The following is a 17,287-nucleotide window of genomic DNA, read 5'->3' as shown; positions in this document are numbered from 1 at the left end:
TCTAAACCGAATCATCGGCGAAGGCAAAAGCAACCCCAACCCCAACACGCTCTCTGCGCTCAGCCGCGCAACCTGTCCGACGCCCAACGGGCGGAGTCGCGCACCAGATCGCTGGGATCCTCCACCAGCGCGTCGGCGACCGGACGCAGGCGCGGCATCCCGGAATTGCCCAGACCGACCAGCGCGTTGCGCACGAAGCGGTCGCGCCCGATGCGTTTGATGGGGGAGCCGCTGAACACCTGCCGGAACCCGGAATCGTCCAATTGCGCCAGATCGGCCAGCCGGGGCGCGGTCAACTCGGCGCGCGGCAGAAAGGCCGCCTCGCGGGTGGGTTTGGCGAATTTGTTCCAGGGGCAGGCGGCCAGACAATCGTCGCAGCCATAAATCCGGTTGCCCATCAGTGGCTTCAGATCGTCGGGGATCGGCCCCTTGTGCTCGATGGTTAGATAGGAGACGCAACGCCGGGCGTCCAACTGGTAGGGCGCGGGGAAGGCGTCGGTCGGGCAGGCGGTCTGACAGCGGGCGCAGGAGCCGCAACGGTCGCGCCCGGCCTCGTCGGCGGGAAGCTCCAGCGTCGTGTAAATCTCCGACAGGAACAGCCAGGAGCCATGATCGCGTGAGACCAGATTGGTGTGCTTGCCCTGCCAGCCCAGCCCGGCGCGTTCGGCCAGCGGCTTTTCCAGGACCGGGGCGGTGTCGACGAAGACCTTGACGCCCGCCTTGGTCTGGTGGTGCAGCCAATGGCCGAGCGTCTTCAGCCGCCCTTTGATGAGGTCATGGTAATCGCGGTTGCGGGCGTAGACGGAGACGATCCCCCGATCGGGGTGATCCAGCAGGCGGCGCGGATCGTCGTGGGGGGCGTAGCTCGTCCCAAGCGCGATGACGCTCCGCGCCTCGGGCCACAGGGCTTGCGGGTGGCTGCGCTGGTCGGCGCGGTCGGCCATCCAGCCCATGTCGCCGTGCCGTCCCTCGGCCAGAAAGGCGGCGAGGCGCTCGCGCGCCTCCGGCCCCAGCGCGGCAGGGGCGAAGCCCACCGCGTCAAAGCCAAGCGACAGCGCCTTGTCGCGGATGCGGGCGCGCAGCGCCGCCGGGTCGAGCGGTTTCGGCTCAGCCCCGGCCACGGTAGCCTTGGACGTCCTGCGGCGGAATCCAGACGCCCTTCGGGGCCTCGCCGGTCTGGTAAAAGACGTCGATGGGCATGCCGCCGCGCGGGTACCAATAGCCGCCGATGCGCAGCCAGACCGGAGCCAGTTCGGCGACCAACCGCTTGGCGATGCCGACGGTGCAGGCCTCGTGAAAGGCGCCATGGTTGCGGAAGCTGGTCAGATAGAGCTTCAGCGACTTGCTTTCGACCAGCCAATCGCCCGGCACATAATCAATCACCAGATGGGCGAAGTCGGGCTGGCCGGTGATCGGGCAGAGCGAGGTGAATTCCGGCGCGGTGAAGCGCACGACGTAGCCATCGCCTGGGTTGGGGTTCGGCACCCGCTCCAACACCGCCTCTTCCGGGGATTTCGGCTGAACGGTGGCCCCGCCCAGCATGGTCAGGCCGGAATAGATGCTCTCACTCATCGGTCGTGTCCTGGTCGGCGGTGTTTGGGGTGGCGGGCTTTTCCGCTTTCGGCGGGCGGTTCTGCTTTTGCGGCTTGGGCGGTTTGCCGAGCGGGTCGGTGGTCGCCTCCACATCGCCTTCGGCCAAGCGGGCTTCCAGCGCGCTGGCGACCGTTTCGAACCGACCGTCGGCGATGGCCTGCCGCAGCTCCCGCATCAGATCCTGGTAATAATGCAGGTTGTGCCAGGTCAGCAGCATCGGCCCCAGCATCTCGTTCGCCTTGAACAGATGATGGAGATAGCCCCGGCTGTATTTCTGGCAAGCCGGGCAGCCGCATTCGGCGTCGAGCGGACGCTCGTCGTGGGCGTGACGGGCGTTGCGGATGTTGATGGTCCCGCGCCGGACAAAGGCCTGCCCCGTGCGGCCCGAGCGGGTCGGCATGACGCAATCGAACATGTCCACGCCGCGCCGCACTGCGCCGATCAAATCGCTGGGGCGGCCAACCCCCATCAGATAGCGCGGGCGCTGTTTCAGCATCGCCGGTTCGGTGAAGTCCAGCACGGTGAACATCGTCTCCTGCCCCTCGCCGACCGCCAGCCCGCCGATGGCGTAGCCGTCAAAGCCGATGTCGGACAGGGCGGCGACGCTTTCGGCCCGCAACTCGGGATAGACGCTGCCCTGAACGATGCCGAACAGGCCGTAGCCGGGGCGTTCGACGAAGGCGTCCTTGCTGCGCTTGGCCCAGCGCATCGACAGCTTCATCGAGGATTCGGCCTGCGCGGGCGTGGCGGGGAAGGGGGTGCACTCGTCCAGGCACATGGTGATGTTGCTGTCCAGCATGTGCTGGATCTGGATGGAGCGTTCCGGCGTCAAGTGATGACGGCTGCCGTCCAGGTGGGATTTGAAGGTCACGCCCTCTTCCGACATGGTGCGCAGATCCGACAGGCTCATCACCTGGAACCCGCCGCTGTCGGTCAGGATCGGCTTGTTCCAATTCATGAAGCGGTGCAGGCCGCCCAACTGCGCCACCCGCTCCGCCGTTGGGCGCAGCATCAGATGATAGGTGTTGCCCAGCAGGATTTCCGCCCCGGTGGCGGCCACCGCGTCGGTGGTCATCGCCTTGACCGTGGCGGCGGTGCCGACCGGCATGAAGGCGGGGGTTTCGATGGAGCCGTGGGCGGTCGTCACCCGTCCGCGCCGCGCCCGTCCATCGGTCGCGAGAAGCTCAAAGCCGATGCCGGTCATTGGTGATCCGTCCTGTGCAGCAGCGAGGCGTCGCCATAGCTGAAAAAGCGATAATTCTGGTCGATGGCGTAGGCGTAGGCGTCGCGCATCCGCGCGAACCCGGCGAAGGCGCTGACCAGCATGAACAGGGTCGATTTGGGCAGGTGGAAGTTGGTCCACAGCAAATCGACGATGCGGAACCGATAGCCCGGCGTGATGAAGATGCTGGTGTCGCCGCTGAAGGGAAGCAACGTCCCATCCTCCCGCCCCGCCGTTTCCAGGATGCGCAGGGCCGTGGTGCCGACCGAGACGATCCGCCCGCCCGCCCGGCGCGCGGCGTTCACCGCTTCTGCGGCGTCCGGGGAAATCTCGCCCCATTCGCTGTGCATTTTATGCTCGGCGATGTCGTCCACCTTCACCGGCAGGAAGGTGCCCGCCCCGACATGCAGCGTCACCGGCACGCGGCCAACCCCGCGCGCGTCGAGCGCCGCCAGCAGCTCCGGCGTGAAGTGCAGGCCAGCCGTGGGGGCGGCGACGGCCCCCTCGCGCGCGGCGAAAACGGTCTGGTAATCGGCGTTGTCGCCCTCGTCCGCTGTCCGGCGGATGTAAGGGGGCAGGGGCATGCGGCCATGCTGGTGGAGCGCCGCCATCAGGGCCGGGCCGCCGACGGAGAAGCGCAGGCGCACCTCCATCCCGTCCTTGGCGACGACCTCGGCGCTGAAATCATCGGCGATGGCGATGACGTCGCCGGGCTTCAGCCGTTTGCCGGGGCGGGCGAAGCTGGCCCATTCCCGGTCGCCCAGCCGCTTGTGCAGGGTGATCTCCACCGCGACCTCGCCGCGCCGACCGTCCAGCCGGGCCGGAATGACGCGGGTGTCGTTGACGACCATCAGGTCGCCCGGCTCCAGCAGGGTGGGCAGGTCGCGCACGACGCGGTCGTGCAAACGCGCGCCCACCTCAAGCAAACGGGCGGCGTCGCGGGGCCGGACGGGATGCTCGGCGATCCGGTCGGGCGGCAGGTCGAAATCGAAATCGGCGGTCTTCATGGAGGTCGCAGCTATAGACCGAACCGCCCGCCTTTGGGAAGGCGGCGCGTGGGGCGGACGGGCGTCCAGCGCGTCGGGGGCGGGCGTCGAAAAATTCGTGTTTCGGTGATGTGACGGACGCTTGACAGGCTTGGGCAAGAAGAGCAGGCTTCCTCTTACAGCAATGGCGCTGAGGTGAACAAAACGGCTTCCGCGTTCCTGGCGTTTCTCAGACGCTCCGTCTTGAGCAAGTTGGTTGAAACCGAAGCAAGGGAGGGTGAGTAAGATCATGACTCCACCGGCGCTTACTTGATGATATCGAATTCCTCAGCTTTTTCATCTCCCCCAGTGTCTGCCTGATGGCAATTTGATTGTGGGCTGTTGATGCCCGCACAGGAAAGCCCCGCAAGTCTTGCGGGGCTTTTCATTTTTGGCGCGAGCGGTCCATCGCGCGCCGCCGCGCGGCTGGCCGCGTTCTCTGGCGCGTTTTCTCTTGGCTCCTTGCGCCGATGATGGTGAATCACGGCGATGGGAACGAGGGGCGGGACATGAGCGAGCTTACGGACGTCGTCGTCATTGGCGGGCCGACGGCGTCGGGCAAATCGGGTTTGGCGCTGGCGGTGGCCGAGGCGTTTGACGGAACCGTCATCAACGCCGACAGCATGCAGCTTTACGCCGAGTTGGACGTCATCACCGCCCGCCCGCCCGCCGAGGATCTGGCGCGCGCCCCCCATCGGCTCTATGGCGTGTTGCCGGTGGCCGAACGCGGATCGGCGGCGCGCTGGCGCGATCTGGCGCTGGCGGAAATCGCCGAGGCCAAGGCCGCCGGGCGGCTGCCGGTCGTCGTCGGAGGCACCGGCCTGTATCTGCGGGCGCTGATGCAGGGCCTGAGCGAAGTTCCCGCCATCCCGGACGCGGTGCGCGCCGCCGCCCACGCCCGTTTGAGCGAACAGGGCGGCGAAGCCTTCCGCGCCGACCTGATCGCCCGCGACCCGGATTCGGCCAAGCTCAACCCCGGCGACACCACCCGGCTGACCCGCGCCTGGGAGGTGCTGGAGGCCACCGGCCGTCCGCTGTCGCACTGGCAAAGCCACACGGCGCAGGGCGCGCCGGAGGATCTGCGTTTTTCCATTCTGCTGCTCGACCCGCCGCGCGCCGATCTCTACGCGCTGTGCGACCGCCGGTTCGTCCTGATGATGGAGCAGGGTGGGTTGGAGGAGGTCCGGCGGTTGGACGAGTTGGCCCAAGCCCGCGACCTGCCCGCCGATCTGCCCGCCCTGAAGGCGCTGGGCGTGCCGGAGCTGCGCCGTCATCTGCGCGGCGAAATTGCTTTGGCCGACGCCGTCGCCCTTGCCCAACAATCAACCCGGCGTTATGCCAAGCGTCAGGTGACGTGGTTCCGTCATCAACTGGCGGAGCGACCGCCCCATACGGCGCCGCATGGCTGCCATACGGTCGATTCGCTCTGTTCATTGGACCAACGGAGTGCAATTCTCCGCCTTCTAAAAACGCGTTTGCGCCGTTGAATGTGGCGTCCCTACCAGTCCAGGAGAATCGTCGTGTCGGTTGATTGGGGTCATGTGTTCGCAAGCCGCGTGGGCGGCATGACGGCGTCGGAAATCCGTGAGCTGTTGAAGCTGATCGACCGGCCGGAGATCATTTCCTTCGCGGGCGGCATTCCCGACCCGGACCTGTTTCCGACCTCGGCCCTGGCGCGGGCCTATGAGAAGATTTTCCAGTCCAACGGCGGCGCCGGCGGCGCCCTGCAATATTCGATCACCGAAGGCTACACGCCGCTGCGTGAGTGGATTTCGGAGTATATGGGTCGCAACGGCGTCAATGTCGGGCTGGACGGCGTGCTCGTCACCAACGGGTCGCAGCAGGTGTTGGAGTTCGTCGGCAAGCTGCTGATCGGCCCTGGCGACAAGATCGTGGTGACGCGCCCGACCTATCTCGGCGCGCTTCAGGCCTTTTCGCCCTATGAGCCGGTCTATCTCTCCATCCCGATGGAAGAGGAAGGCCCGGAACTGGCGGCGCTGGAAGCGGCCCTGGCGCAGAAGCCGAAATTCTTCTACCTCGTCCCCGATTTCCAGAATCCCAACGGCACCACCATTTCGCTGGCCCGCCGCGAAGCCATTCTGGATCTTTGCACCGCCGCTGGCGTGCCGGTGATCGAGGACACCGCCTATTCCGAACTGCGCTATGACGGCGAGCAATTGCCCCTGATTTCGGCGTTGGATTGCGCCCGCAACGGCGGCGTGCTGACCAACGTCATCTATTGCGGCACCTTCTCCAAGACGATGGTTCCGGCCCTGCGCATCGGCTGGGTCAACGCCGCGCCCGAGGTCATCAACCGCTTGGTTCTGATGAAGCAGGCCGCCGATCTGCACGCCAGCACGATCAACCAGATGGTCATGCACGACGTGGTGTCGCAGCTTTTCGACAGCCACATCAAGGTGCTGAAGAGTCATTACAAGGAGCGCCGCGACGCCATGCTGGCGGCGCTGGAGGAGTTCGCGCCCCCCGGCGTCACCTGGACCAAGCCCGAAGGCGGCCTGTTCGTCTGGGTCGAAGCGCCGGACAGCGTCAACGGCACCGCTTTGTTGGCGCGCGCGATCAAGGAATCCAACGTCGCCTTCGTTCCCGGATCGGCCTTCCACGCCGACCGTTCGGGGCACAACACGCTGCGTCTGGCCTTCTCCGTCACCAAGCCGGAGCGCATCCGCGAAGGCGTTCGCCGCCTGTGCGGGTTGCTGAAAGAATACACCTGAAACGGGGCGGGGCGGTTCGCCGCTCCGCGCCTTTTCCCGGTCCATCCTTGAGACAACGGCGGTCATCCCTCTACGGGTGGCCGCCGTTGGCGCATCGGCCCGACGGGCGCGGTTTCCATTCGTGACGCCAATGCGCAACAATCGGAAAAACTGCGGCAAAAAAACTTGTCGATCATTCGCAAAATGAGTTGACCGCCGCGCGTTCTTTTGGCTAATTTGCCGCTCCCGCCCCTGGTCTTTGGGGCTAAGCCGTTGTTTTCGCGGCATAGCCTTGTTGGGGGCGTGGCAGTCCCGGGGATACGGGCGCCCGAAGGAGAGGCGCCCCTTTGAGAAGGTCGTGAGCTATGCCTGAACAGAAGCTGACCGGCGCCCAGATCATCATCAAGGCTCTGAAGGATCAGGGCGTTGACACCATCTTCGGCTATCCCGGCGGCGCCGTACTTCCCATTTACGACGCGCTGTTCCAGCAGAACGATCTTCGCCACATCCTGGTGCGGCACGAACAGGCGGCGGTCCACGCGGCGGAAGGCTACGCGCGTTCGACCGGCAAGGTCGGCTGCGTGCTGGTGACGTCGGGTCCGGGCGCGACCAACGCCGTGACCGGCCTGCTGGACGCGCTCTGCGACAGCATTCCGCTGGTCTGCGTGTCGGGTCAGGTGCCGACCCATTTGATCGGCAACGACGCCTTCCAAGAGGCCGACACCACCGGCATCACCCGGCCTTGCACCAAGCACAATTATCTGGTGAAGGACGTCAACAACCTCGCCCGCATCATGCACGAGGCCTTCTACGTCGCCCGCAGCGGCCGCCCCGGCCCCGTGTTGATCGACGTGCCGAAGGACGTCCAGTTCGCCGACGGGATCTATGTCCCCCCGACCGAGGTCAAGCACAAGACCTACCGTCCTCAGGTCAAGCCGGAGATCGCCCGCGTCGAGGAGGCGATCGAACTGATCGCCAGCGCCAAGCGCCCGGTCTTCTACACCGGTGGTGGCGTCATCAACGCCGGGCCGATGGCGGCCAAGCTGTTGACCCAGTTCGTCAAGACCACCGGCTTTCCGATCACCTCGACCCTGATGGGTCTGGGCGCCTTCCCGGCGTCCGACGCTCAGTGGCTCGGCATGTTGGGCATGCATGGCACGTACGAGGCGAATCTCGCCATGTACAATTGCGATGTGATGATCAACATCGGCGCCCGCTTCGACGACCGCGTGACCGGCAAGCTGTCGGAATTCGCGCCCGGCTCGAAGAAGATCCACGTCGACATCGATCCCAGCTCGATCAACAAGAACGTCGTGGTCGACATTCCCATCGTTGGTGACTGCGGCGCCGTTCTCGAAGCCATGCTGACCATGTGGAAGGCCCGCCAGAAGCGCGCCGATCAGGCGGCGCTGAAGGATTGGTGGAAGCAGATTGAGGGCTGGCGCGCCCGCAATTGCCTGAACTACAACCGCACCGAATCGGTCATCAAGCCGCAATACGCGCTGGAGCGTCTGCGCGAGGCGCTGCGCGGCAAGGATCATTACATCACGACGGAAGTCGGCCAGCACCAGATGTGGGCCGCTCAATTCCTGCCCTTCGACCAGCCCAACCGCTGGATGACCTCGGGCGGGCTTGGCACCATGGGGTACGGCCTGCCCGCCGCCATCGGCGCGCAGATCGCCCACCCCGAGGCCATCGTGGTGGACGTGTCGGGCGAGGCCAGCTTCCTGATGAACATGCAGGAAATCGGCACCGCCGTTCAGTACCGCGCCCCGGTCAAGGTGTTCATTCTGAACAACCAATATATGGGCATGGTGCGCCAGTGGCAGGAGCTGCTGCACGGTTCGCGCTTCTCGCAAAGCTATTCGGAAGCGCTGCCCGACTTCGTCAAGCTGGCGGAGGCCTGGGGCTGCGTCGGCCTGCGCGCCACCACGGTGGCCGAGGTGGACGAGGTCATCGAAAAGATGCTGGCCGTCACCGACCGCCCCTGCATCGTCGACATCGCGGTCGATCCCAAGGAAAACTGCTTCCCGATGATCCCCGGCGGCAAGGCTCACAACGAGATCCTGCTCGGCCCGGAAGACACCCCGTCGTCGGCGACGCCGGAAGACGGCATGGTCCTGGTCTAAAAAACGGCTGACGGCGCGATTTTCGGGGGAGTTTGGGTATTATGGACGAGAGCAAGATCGAAAAGCACACCATCGCCGTGCTGGTGGACAATGAGCCGGGCGTGTTGGCGCGCGTCATCGGCCTGTTTTCCGGGCGTGGCTACAACATCGAAAGCCTGACGGTGGCGGAGGTCAACAACGCCGACCATGTGTCGCGCATCACGCTGGTGACGTCTGGCACCCGGATGATCATTGAGCAGATCAAGGCGCAGCTCAGCCGTCTTGTGCCGGTCCATCGGGTTCATGACCTGACCGACGAAGGCCCGTCGGTGGAACGCGAATTGGCGCTGGTCAAGGTGGCGGGAACCGGCGAAAAGCGCATCGAGGCGCTGCGTCTGGCCGACATCTTCAAGGCCACCGTGCTGGACGCGACGCTGACCTCCTTTGTCTTCGAGCTGACCGGGACCACCGAACAGGTCGATGATTTTGTTGGGTTGATGGCCCAGTTGGGGCTGGTCGAAGCCAGCCGCACCGGCGTCGTCGCCATGTCCAAGGGCGCCAGCGGCTTCTGACGCCGTGGTTTGTTGGAACGGTTGCAGCGGCGAAAACGCAAGGAAGCTTCCCGCGTTCGCCGCACAACCATGCGATTGTTTCGCTTGACGGACGGCTTTGCTCAATGGAGTAATCCGCCCGCAAGAGGACGCACACCCTCTTCATTTGCTGTGAATTCAAGGAACCATCACCATGCGCGTCTATTACGATCGTGATGCCGACGTCAACCTGATCAAGGGCAAGAAGGTCGTCATCGTTGGCTACGGCAGCCAGGGGCACGCTCACGCCCACAATTTGCGTGACAGCGGCGTCAAGGACGTGCGGATCGCTCTGCGTCCCGGCTCGGCCACCATCAAGAAGGCCGAGACCGCCGGCTTCACCGTGATGGCGCCCGGCGAAGCCGCCGCGTGGGCCGACGTCGTGATGGTTCTCACCCCCGACGAACTCCAGGCCGACCTGTACAAGGACGATCTGGCCAAGAACATGAAGCAGGGCGCCGCGCTCGCCTTCGCCCATGGCCTGAACATCCATTTCAGCCTGATTGAGCCGCGCGCCGACCTCGACGTGTTCATGATCGCGCCGAAGGGTCCCGGCCACACCGTGCGCAGCGAATATCAGCGTGGCGGCGGGGTGCCGTCGCTGGTCGCCGTGCACCAGAACGCCTCGGGCAACGCGCTGGACATCGCCCTGTCCTACGCCTCGGCCAACGGCGGCGGCCGCGCGGGCATCATCGAGACCAGCTTCAAGGAAGAGTGCGAGACCGATCTGTTCGGCGAGCAGGTCGTCCTGTGCGGCGGTCTGACCGAACTCATCAAGGCTGGCTACGAGACGCTGGTCGAGGGCGGCTACGCCCCCGAAATGGCCTATTTCGAGTGCCTGCACGAAGTGAAGCTGATCGTCGACCTCATCTATGAGGGCGGCATGGCCAACATGCGCTACTCGATCTCCAACACCGCCGAGTATGGCGATTACCGCACCGGCCCGCGCATCATCACCGCCGAAACCAAGGCCGAGATGAAGCGCGTCCTGACCGACATTCAGGAAGGCCGTTTCGTCCGCGACTGGATGCAGGAATGCAAGGTCGGCCAGCCGTCCTTCAAGGCCATCCGCCGCCGCAACGCCGAGCATGAGATCGAAAAGGTCGGCGAGAAGCTGCGCGCCATGATGCCGTGGATCGCCGAGCGTCGTCTGGTCGACAAGTCGAAGAACTGATCGGTTCAAAGCCGCGTTGGTGAACGGAAAAGCGCGCTCCGCAAGGGGCGCGCTTTTTTCGTGCGATGACCGCCGCCATCACTCAGGCGGTGGCGCGGCAACCCGACACGTCACCGCCGCCCGAACAGCCGTTCGATGTCGGCGAGCTTCAACTCCACATAGGTGGGGCGGCCGTGGTTGCATTGGCCGCTGTGGGGGGTGGCTTCCATCTGGCGGAGCAGGGCGTTCATCTCTTCAATGCCCAGCGCCCGACCGGCGCGGACGGAGCCGTGGCAGGCCATGGTGCCGCACACCGCTTCCAGGCGCTCTTTCAGGGACAGGGCGTCGCCCAACTCGGCCAGTTCCTCGGCCAGATCGGCGACGAGGCCCTTGACGTCGGATTGGCCCAGCAGGGCGGGAACCTCGCGGACCAGGACGCAGCCGGGGCCGAAGCCCTCCACCAGCAACCCCAACTCGGCCAGTTCGGCGGCGCGGCCCAGCAGGCGGTTGGCCGACGGCTCGTCCAACTCAACCAGTTCGGGAATCAGCAGGGCTTGGCGCTTCACCCCGCCGTCGAGCAGGGCGCTTTTCATCCGTTCATAGACCAGCCGTTCGTGCGCGGCGTGCTGATCGACGATGACGATGCCCTCGCGCGTCTGGGCGACGATGTAGGTGTTGTGCAACTGCGCCCGCGCCGCGCCCAGCGGGTGGCTGTCGGGGGCGGGCGCGTTGGCGCTGGCGGGGGCGTATTCGGGCGGGCGGGCCGCCGGGGCGAAGCCGGACAGGCGGCCTTGCAAGGGGGGCAGGCCGGGTGGTTGGGTCGGCATGGGGTAGGGCGCTTGGAAGGCGTTGACCCGTTCGGCCATTCCCGGCGTGACCGGCGGATTGCCGCCCCAGGAGGAGCCGCCCCAACCGGATCCGCCGCCGCCGCGCCCATAGGGCAGGGGGGAGGGGGTGAAAGCCGCGCCGCTCCCCGATTCCGCCCCGTCGCCCTGCGGGCGCAACGCGCCCAGAGTCGCCAGCCCGACCGTGGTCGAGGCGCGATGCCCGGCGTCGGCCAGCGCCCGTTTCAGCGAACCGACGATCAGCCCGCGCACCAAACCTTGGTCGCGAAAGCGCACCTCGGCCTTGGCCGGGTGGACGTTGACGTCCACCTCCTGCGGGTCGATCTCCAGGAAAAGGGCGAGCAGCGGGTGGCGGTCGCGCGGCAGGAAATCGGCGTAGGCGGCGCGCACCGCGCCGACCATCAGCTTGTCGCGCACCGGACGGCCATTGACGAACAGATGCTGGTGGCGCGCGGTCGGGCGGTGCAGGGTGGGCAGGCCGATCCAGCCGAACAGGGTCACGGCCTCCCGCATCGCCTCCACCGGAATGGCGTTTTCCTGGAAATCGCGGCCCATCAGCGCGCCGAGACGAGTCAAACGGGCGTCGAGCAACTCGCCCTGCGCCGCCGTCAGCCGCAGGCCCGACCGGCTGCCGCCGCCGCCGTCGGACAGGGTGAAGGCGACGCCGGGATGGGCCATCGCCAGACGTTCGACGCAATCGGCGATGTGGTCGTATTCGGTGCGCGGCGCCTTCAGGAATTTCAGCCGGGCGGGAACGGCGGCGAACAGGTCGCGCGCCTCGATCCGCGTGCCGTGGGCCAGGGCTGCGGGTTGCGGGGTTCCCTTGGCCCCGGCGTTGACGGTCAGGCTCCAGGCGCTGTCGGCCCCGCGCGGGCGGCTGGTGATGGTCAGATGGCTGACCGCGCCAATCGACGGCAGCGCCTCCCCCCGGAAGCCCAGGGACCGGATGTCGAGCAGATCGTCGCCGGGCAGTTTGGAGGTGGCGTGGCGTTCGACCGCGAGCGACAGCTCGTCCGGCGTCATGCCGCAGCCGTCGTCGGTGATCGAAATCAGCGTCTTGCCGCCGTCGCGCACCACGATGTCGATGCGGGTGGCCCCGGCGTCGATGGCGTTTTCCACCAGCTCCTTCACGGCGGCGGCGGGACGTTCGACCACCTCGCCGGCGGCGATGCGGTTGACCAGGATCTCAGGGAGCAGGCGGATCGTCATGCCACAGATATAGGGGTTCTGCGGTGGCGGGGCCACTCCATTCAGTGGCGAGACGTTGCAATGGCGGGCGGGTTACAGACCCTTCCAGGCCCGGATGTAGTCCATCAGCTTCTTTTCATAAAAGGGCTGCGGGCTTTTGTAACGGGCGACCAGGCCGGTCTCTGGAGTCATCTTCACCACCAGGCCATGGCAGGCGACGTCCACCGGATCCTCGCCCAGATCGAAAACCATGCGGAAATCGAACTGCTGACGGGCGATCAGGTCGCCTTCATAGGGACGGAGCCGAAAGGAGCCAATCGCAAACTCCTCCGGCACATATTCGGTGTGGTCGATGACGATGGTTGGCGGAGTGGTCGGTTGCGCGCCCTTCGCCGCTGCGGCGGCGGCTGCGGCCTTGCCGCCACCACTGAATTTTGACAGCCACGACATGAAGCGCGATGTCCCTATTCTTGACGCGTTTTCGGACGGGTTAACCCGGCGTGAATGAATTTGTCATTTTTCGCAGCATTTGGTTTAGCAACGGTTAATGGATTGTGGCGTGGGCTGTGACCTTTAATTTCCCGTGCCAACTCTTCTTCCGAACGGTGGAATCGTGCGGATCTGTCGCATGTTGGGCGAGCATGGCGAACATGCGTTGGTCTTGGTCGTCACGCACTCGTCACAGACAGCGCGCGGGATTAGGATTTCATCGGCGCGTGTTTTGCTTTTCCACGGCCAAATACTCAAAGACCCAGTTTTTTGCAATGCGAAAACTTGCTGGCGTGAACCGGCGGGCAGGGAATCCCATTGCGGGTTCACAAGCTTCGGGAGGATCATCATGATGAATCGCACCGTTGGGGATCTCGTCCACAATCATCGGGTCGTGGCGCTGCCGCCGACCGCCAGCGCGCGCGACGCGGCCCAGCGGATGCGGGACGAGCGTGTGGCGTCCGTCGTCGTCACCGATCCGGGCGATCACGCCATCGGCATCTTCACCGAACGTGACCTGACCGACCGGGTCGTGGCCGACGGGCTGGACCCCGACGCCACCCTGTTGAGCAGCGTGATGACCCGTTGCCCCGTCACCACCGGCCTCGCCACCACGGTTGGCGAGGCGCTGCGCTGCATGGCGACCAACACCCTGCGTCACCTGCCGGTGGTCGAGGATGGGAAGGTGGTCGGCCTGATCTCCATGCGGGACTTTGTCGGTGACGAGTTGGCGGTGATTGACCGGGAAAAGGCGATCATGGACACGTTGACCGAGGTTTTGTGATCGGCACGCGATGACGGGGACCGCCGCAGCGGTTGACGGCGCGGCGTTCGGGCTTACGTAACAACGTTGGACCGAACACGCCCAAACCTGCGGAGTCGCGCCCATGCGGCGTTTGCCAGCGATCCATGATTTTGCGGCGGAGGCGTCGGACCCCAGCCGCTACGCGGCGTTGGGCGGCGATTGGTCGCTCGCCATCGCCGACGTGATCGGCAGCACCCGTTTGGCCGCCGAGGGTCGGCACCGCGACGTGAATTTCGTCGCCGCCGCCGTCGTCGCCGTCCTGTCGAAGGCGGTGCAGGTCGGCGACGATCCGGTGGCCTGCCAGTTCGGTGGCGACGGGGCTATCGCCGCCGTCCCGCCGGGGCGGGAGGGGGAGGCGCGAGCCGCGCTGACCGCCCTGGCCCATTGGGCGGACGAGGTGATGGACGTCCCCCTGCGCATTGGCGTCGTTCCGGTTCACGCTTTGTTGGAGCAGGGGTTGGAGGTGATGGCGGCGCTGCATGATTTTGGCAAGGGCAATTGCTTTGGCCTGTTTCTGGGCAGCGGCGTCGTCGCGGCGGATTCATGGGTGAAGGAGGACGCGCGCTGGCGGCTTGATCCCGCGCCGGGGCCGTTGCCGGGGTTGGAGGCGGTGTCCTGCCGCTGGAGTCCGGTGCCGCAGCGTCGCGGCACGGTTCTGTGCGTCATCATTGACGCGCTGGAGGATGGCCCGGCGGGGTTGGCGACTCTGGCGCGCATGCAGGCCGCGATTGAAAGCGTCGTTCCCACCGAAGTCGCCGCGCCGCTTGGCTCCGGCGAACGGCTGCGGGCGCGTTGGCCGCCGTCTTGGCGCGCCTTGCGGATGGAGGCGCGCGGCGGCAAACCGGGCGAAGGTGTTCGCCGGGTGGCGGCGGCCTTGCTGCAATCGGCCATCATGCGTTTGCTGCTGCTGTTCAAGATCACGCTGCCCGGCTTTGATCCAGAGCAGTACAAGCGAACGATGGCCGAACGGTCGGACTTCCGCAAAGCGGCGGGCGGGCCGCGCATGGTGCTGGACGTCACCGAAGATGAGGCCGTCGCGATTGAACGTCGGCTGGCCCAGGCCGCCGCCGCCGGGTTGATCCGTTATGGGACGGCGCGGGCCAAGGCGACGACCATCACCTGTCTGGTCGGCGATCTGTCCGCCGACCAGCATGTTCATTTCGTCGATGGGGCCGAGCTGGGATTCTGGCGCGCTTCGATCATGCTGAAAGCGATGAAGCCGGGCGCGGTCGCGCAACCGACGTGATCGTCTCTGTGTTGGAGCGCCGCGTCCAAAATGCGAAACATCGCGGCGCTCTATGCTTTGATTTGTCGAGCAGATTCACGCGCCAAATCGATTCCGATTTGACACGATCTGCTCTAGTCTGCCCCCGAACACGAGATTCCGGGCGACCAAGGGGACTGTCATGCCGCAATTGCCAGCGATTCATGATTTCGCGGCGGAGGCGTCTGACCCCAGCCATTATGCGGCGTTGGGCGGCGATTGGTCGCTCGCCATCGCCGACGTGATCGGCAGCACCCGCTTGGCCGCCGAGGGGCGGCATCGCGACGTCAATTTCGTCGCCGCCGCCGTCGTCGCCGTGCTGTCCAAGGCGGTTCAGATGGGAAACAGCCCGGTGGCCTGCCAGTTTGGCGGCGACGGCGCCATCGCCGCCGTCCCGCCGGGGCGGGAAGGGGAGGCGCGGGCGGCGCTGACCGCGCTGGCCCATTGGGCGGGAGAGGTGATGGACGTTCCTCTGCGCATCGGCATCGTCCCGGTTCGCGCCTTGCTCGACCAGGGGTTGGAGGTGATGGCGGCGCTGCATGATTTTGGCAACGGCAACAGCTTTGGCCTGTTTCTGGGCAGCGGCGTCGTCGCGGCGGATTCCTGGGTGAAGGAGGACGCGCGCTGGCGGCTCGATCCGGCGCCGGGGCCGTTGCCGGGGCTGGAAACCGTGTCCTGCCGCTGGCGTCCGGTGCCGCAGCGTCGCGGCACGGTCCTGTGCGTCATCATCGACGCGGTGGAGGATGGCGCGGCGGGCATGGCGACGCTGGCGCGCGTCCAGGCGGAGATCGAACGGATCGTGCCGACGGAAACCGCCGCCCCGCTGGGCGGTGGGGAGCGCATCGTCACGCGCTGGCCGCCGTCCTGGCGCTCGTTGCTGATGGAGGCGCGGGCGAGCCGGTCACGTCTTGCGGCGGCGCGTCGGGTGGGCAAGGCGCTGCTCGCCTCCGCCACCTTGAGCTTTTTGCTGCGCATGGGCTGGAAGCTGCCGAGCTTTGATCCCGAGCATTACCGGCGGACGACGGCGGAGCGGTCGGATTTCCGCAAGGAGGCGGGCGGGCCGCGCATGGTGCTGGACGTCACCGAAGACGAGGCCGCCGCCATCGAGCGCCGTCTGGCCGAGGAAGCGGCGGCGGGCGCGATCTGTTACGGCACGGCGCGGGCCGACGCGACGACCATCACCTGTCTGGTCGGCGATCTCGCCGCTGACCGGCATGTGCATTTTCTGGACGGCGATGGGCTGGGATTCTGGCGGGCGTCGGTGATGCTGAAGGCGATGAAGGCGGGCAAGACCGGCGTGGCGGCGCCGCAGAGTTTGTGAGCAAAAGAGTGTTTGACTGAGGAGATGTGAGGGGATGGCCGCGTCGGCCCCCTCCCTACCCCTCCCCCGCTTGCGCGGGAGAGGGAACTCCGCCGAAGGCCGACAAGGCGCAAGACTCCCTCTCCCGCCAGCGGCGGGGGAGGGTTGGGGAGGGGGCGAAGCGTCGCTGAGGCGACGCGCCCCCGGCGTTCCAATCAGGCGACGACGTTGACGCCTTGCGAACCGCGCGGCGCGATGCTGGCGAACAGCTTTTGCGCGCTGGCGGTGTCGCCCGACTTCAGTGCGGAGCTGATGTCGCTCAGGCTGCTGGTCAGCTTGTCGAGGAAGGCGTTGCCCGTCGTCTTCGACGTGCTGCCGCTCGACGAACTGCTGGACGACGAACTGCTGGACGACGACGAACTGTCGCTGTCGGTCTCGCCGTCGCTGTCGTCGTCCTCGCTCTGGGCCGACAGAAGCTTGGTCAGCGAGGTCAGCGAATCCTGCGCGCCCGACACGTCGCCCGATTGCAGCGATTGGGCGAGGCTGCCAACGGCGTCGCGCACATCGCTTGATCCGCCACCGCCACCGCCACCGCCGGGGGGCGGGCCGTTGGGCGGCGGGCCACCGGCGCCGCCAGGACCGCCCGCGCCGCCGGGACCGCCGCTGGGCGGGCCGTTCTTGCTGAAGGCTTCCTGCACGGCGCTGATGTCGCCGGATTTCAGGGCGTCGCCGACGCTGCTCAACAGCTTGTTCAGCGGGTTTTTGCTGTCGTTGGCGCTGCTGGTGGACGAGGTGGACGACGAACCGCTGCTGTCCTTGCTCGATTGCAGCTTGGACAGGGAATCATAGGCGGTCTGGACCGACGACAAGTCACCGGACTCGACCGCCTTTTTCAGCGCGCTCATTCCCTCCCGAACTTCCTTGCCCGGCCCTTGCGGACGCTGGGCGTATTGGGTGGAGGAGGACGAACTTACCAAGGATACGGACATGGCTC

The 17,287-nt window shown here is 66.2% G+C and carries 15 protein-coding genes; 8 read left to right on the top strand and 7 right to left on the bottom strand.

The features are described 5' to 3' along the window. Positions 1 to 59 precede the first annotated feature (59 nt). From queG to queA, 4 genes are read right to left on the bottom strand one after another with little or no spacing between them, the layout of a single operon-like run. The gene (queG, locus tag D3877_RS06885; protein ID WP_119829930.1) at positions 60 to 1,121 is read right to left on the bottom strand and encodes a tRNA epoxyqueuosine(34) reductase QueG; all 1,062 of its coding nucleotides are present in this window, start codon (positions 1,119 to 1,121) and stop codon (positions 60 to 62) included. Continuing rightward, positions 1,108 to 1,572, bottom strand: a complete 465-nt coding sequence (gene queF / locus D3877_RS06880) for a preQ(1) synthase (protein WP_119829929.1) — start codon at positions 1,570 to 1,572, stop codon at positions 1,108 to 1,110. The genes queG and queF overlap by 14 nt, the downstream gene beginning before the upstream one ends. Further along, positions 1,565 to 2,797, bottom strand: a complete 1,233-nt coding sequence (gene tgt / locus D3877_RS06875; RefSeq protein WP_119829928.1) for a tRNA guanosine(34) transglycosylase Tgt — start codon at positions 2,795 to 2,797, stop codon at positions 1,565 to 1,567. The genes queF and tgt overlap by 8 nt, the downstream gene beginning before the upstream one ends. Next, on the bottom strand, positions 2,794 to 3,822 hold the full coding sequence (queA, locus tag D3877_RS06870; RefSeq protein WP_119829927.1) for a tRNA preQ1(34) S-adenosylmethionine ribosyltransferase-isomerase QueA: 1,029 nt from the start codon (positions 3,820 to 3,822) through the stop codon (positions 2,794 to 2,796). Before queA ends, tgt begins: the two co-directional genes overlap by 4 nt. Before the next feature lie 527 nt (positions 3,823 to 4,349). Here queA and miaA point away from each other — a divergent pair. The 5 genes from miaA (at position 4,350) to ilvC (ending at position 10,423) form a co-directional block, all read left to right on the top strand. Continuing rightward, a complete protein-coding gene (gene miaA / locus D3877_RS06865; protein WP_119829926.1) occupies positions 4,350 to 5,327 on the top strand; it encodes a tRNA (adenosine(37)-N6)-dimethylallyltransferase MiaA in 978 nt (325 codons plus the stop codon). A 33-nt stretch (positions 5,328 to 5,360) separates the two neighbouring features. Then, positions 5,361 to 6,572, top strand: a complete 1,212-nt coding sequence (locus D3877_RS06860; RefSeq protein WP_119829925.1) for an aminotransferase-like domain-containing protein — start codon at positions 5,361 to 5,363, stop codon at positions 6,570 to 6,572. 344 nt (positions 6,573 to 6,916) lie between these two features. Beyond that, positions 6,917 to 8,680 (top strand): acetolactate synthase 3 large subunit, encoded by a 1,764-nt coding sequence (locus D3877_RS06855; RefSeq protein WP_119829924.1) that lies wholly within the window; start codon positions 6,917 to 6,919, stop codon positions 8,678 to 8,680. Positions 8,681 to 8,721: 41 nt separating this feature from the next. Further along, the gene (gene ilvN, locus D3877_RS06850; protein WP_119829923.1) at positions 8,722 to 9,231 is read left to right on the top strand and encodes an acetolactate synthase small subunit; all 510 of its coding nucleotides are present in this window, start codon (positions 8,722 to 8,724) and stop codon (positions 9,229 to 9,231) included. Positions 9,232 to 9,403: 172 nt separating this feature from the next. Further along, positions 9,404 to 10,423, top strand: a complete 1,020-nt coding sequence (gene ilvC, locus D3877_RS06845) for a ketol-acid reductoisomerase (protein WP_119829922.1) — start codon at positions 9,404 to 9,406, stop codon at positions 10,421 to 10,423. A gap of 110 nt (positions 10,424 to 10,533) precedes the next feature. On the opposite strand, the gene mutL is transcribed toward ilvC, so the two are convergent. Next, positions 10,534 to 12,456 carry a DNA mismatch repair endonuclease MutL gene (gene mutL, locus D3877_RS06840; protein WP_119829921.1) on the bottom strand — a complete coding sequence of 641 codons (1,923 nt, stop codon included), beginning with the start codon at positions 12,454 to 12,456 and terminating at the stop codon, positions 10,534 to 10,536. Positions 12,457 to 12,528: 72 nt separating this feature from the next. Beyond that, a complete protein-coding gene (locus tag D3877_RS06835) occupies positions 12,529 to 12,885 on the bottom strand; it encodes a hypothetical protein (RefSeq protein WP_119829920.1) in 357 nt (118 codons plus the stop codon). A gap of 388 nt (positions 12,886 to 13,273) precedes the next feature. Between D3877_RS06835 and D3877_RS06830 the strand changes: the two genes are divergently transcribed. The 3 genes from D3877_RS06830 to D3877_RS06820 all read left to right on the top strand — a co-directional run bounded on the left by D3877_RS06830 (position 13,274) and on the right by D3877_RS06820 (position 16,314). Next, positions 13,274 to 13,708: a CBS domain-containing protein gene (locus D3877_RS06830; protein ID WP_158599798.1), complete on the top strand. Its 435-nt coding sequence runs from the start codon at positions 13,274 to 13,276 to the stop codon at positions 13,706 to 13,708. A 103-nt stretch (positions 13,709 to 13,811) separates the two neighbouring features. Beyond that, on the top strand, positions 13,812 to 14,975 hold the full coding sequence (locus D3877_RS06825; protein WP_119829918.1) for a DUF3095 family protein: 1,164 nt from the start codon (positions 13,812 to 13,814) through the stop codon (positions 14,973 to 14,975). A 160-nt stretch (positions 14,976 to 15,135) separates the two neighbouring features. Then, complete coding sequence (locus D3877_RS06820) at positions 15,136 to 16,314, top strand: DUF3095 family protein (protein WP_119829917.1); 1,179 nt, start codon at positions 15,136 to 15,138, stop codon at positions 16,312 to 16,314. A 194-nt stretch (positions 16,315 to 16,508) separates the two neighbouring features. On the opposite strand, the gene D3877_RS29760 is transcribed toward D3877_RS06820, so the two are convergent. Then, on the bottom strand, positions 16,509 to 17,282 hold the full coding sequence (locus D3877_RS29760; RefSeq protein WP_158599797.1) for a hypothetical protein: 774 nt from the start codon (positions 17,280 to 17,282) through the stop codon (positions 16,509 to 16,511). Positions 17,283 to 17,287: the final 5 nt, after the last annotated feature.

The sequence above is a fragment of the Azospirillum cavernae genome, from assembly GCF_003590795.1.
Lineage (GTDB): Bacteria > Pseudomonadota > Alphaproteobacteria > Azospirillales > Azospirillaceae > Azospirillum > Azospirillum cavernae.
Note: the sequence above shows the minus strand (reverse complement) of the source record. Positions and strands in the feature narration are given on the sequence as shown.

Bases quoted from the DNA above. Each gene is read 5' to 3' on its own strand.
- queF (WP_119829929.1), bottom strand. From the start codon at position 1,572: ATGAGTGAGAGCATCTATTCCGGCCTGACCATGCTGGGCGGGGCCACC.
- tgt (WP_119829928.1), bottom strand. From the start codon at position 2,797: ATGACCGGCATCGGCTTTGAGCTTCTCGCGACCGATGGACGGGCGCGG.
- queA (WP_119829927.1), bottom strand. From the start codon at position 3,822: ATGAAGACCGCCGATTTCGATTTCGACCTGCCGCCCGACCGGATCGCC.
- miaA (WP_119829926.1), top strand. From the start codon at position 4,350: ATGAGCGAGCTTACGGACGTCGTCGTCATTGGCGGGCCGACGGCGTCG.
- D3877_RS06855 (WP_119829924.1), top strand. From the start codon at position 6,917: ATGCCTGAACAGAAGCTGACCGGCGCCCAGATCATCATCAAGGCTCTG.
- ilvN (WP_119829923.1), top strand. From the start codon at position 8,722: ATGGACGAGAGCAAGATCGAAAAGCACACCATCGCCGTGCTGGTGGAC.
- ilvC (WP_119829922.1), top strand. From the start codon at position 9,404: ATGCGCGTCTATTACGATCGTGATGCCGACGTCAACCTGATCAAGGGC.
- mutL (WP_119829921.1), bottom strand. From the start codon at position 12,456: ATGACGATCCGCCTGCTCCCTGAGATCCTGGTCAACCGCATCGCCGCC.
- D3877_RS06835 (WP_119829920.1), bottom strand. From the start codon at position 12,885: ATGTCGTGGCTGTCAAAATTCAGTGGTGGCGGCAAGGCCGCAGCCGCC.
- D3877_RS06830 (WP_158599798.1), top strand. From the start codon at position 13,274: ATGATGAATCGCACCGTTGGGGATCTCGTCCACAATCATCGGGTCGTG.
- D3877_RS06825 (WP_119829918.1), top strand. From the start codon at position 13,812: ATGCGGCGTTTGCCAGCGATCCATGATTTTGCGGCGGAGGCGTCGGAC.
- D3877_RS06820 (WP_119829917.1), top strand. From the start codon at position 15,136: ATGCCGCAATTGCCAGCGATTCATGATTTCGCGGCGGAGGCGTCTGAC.
- D3877_RS29760 (WP_158599797.1), bottom strand. From the start codon at position 17,282: ATGTCCGTATCCTTGGTAAGTTCGTCCTCCTCCACCCAATACGCCCAG.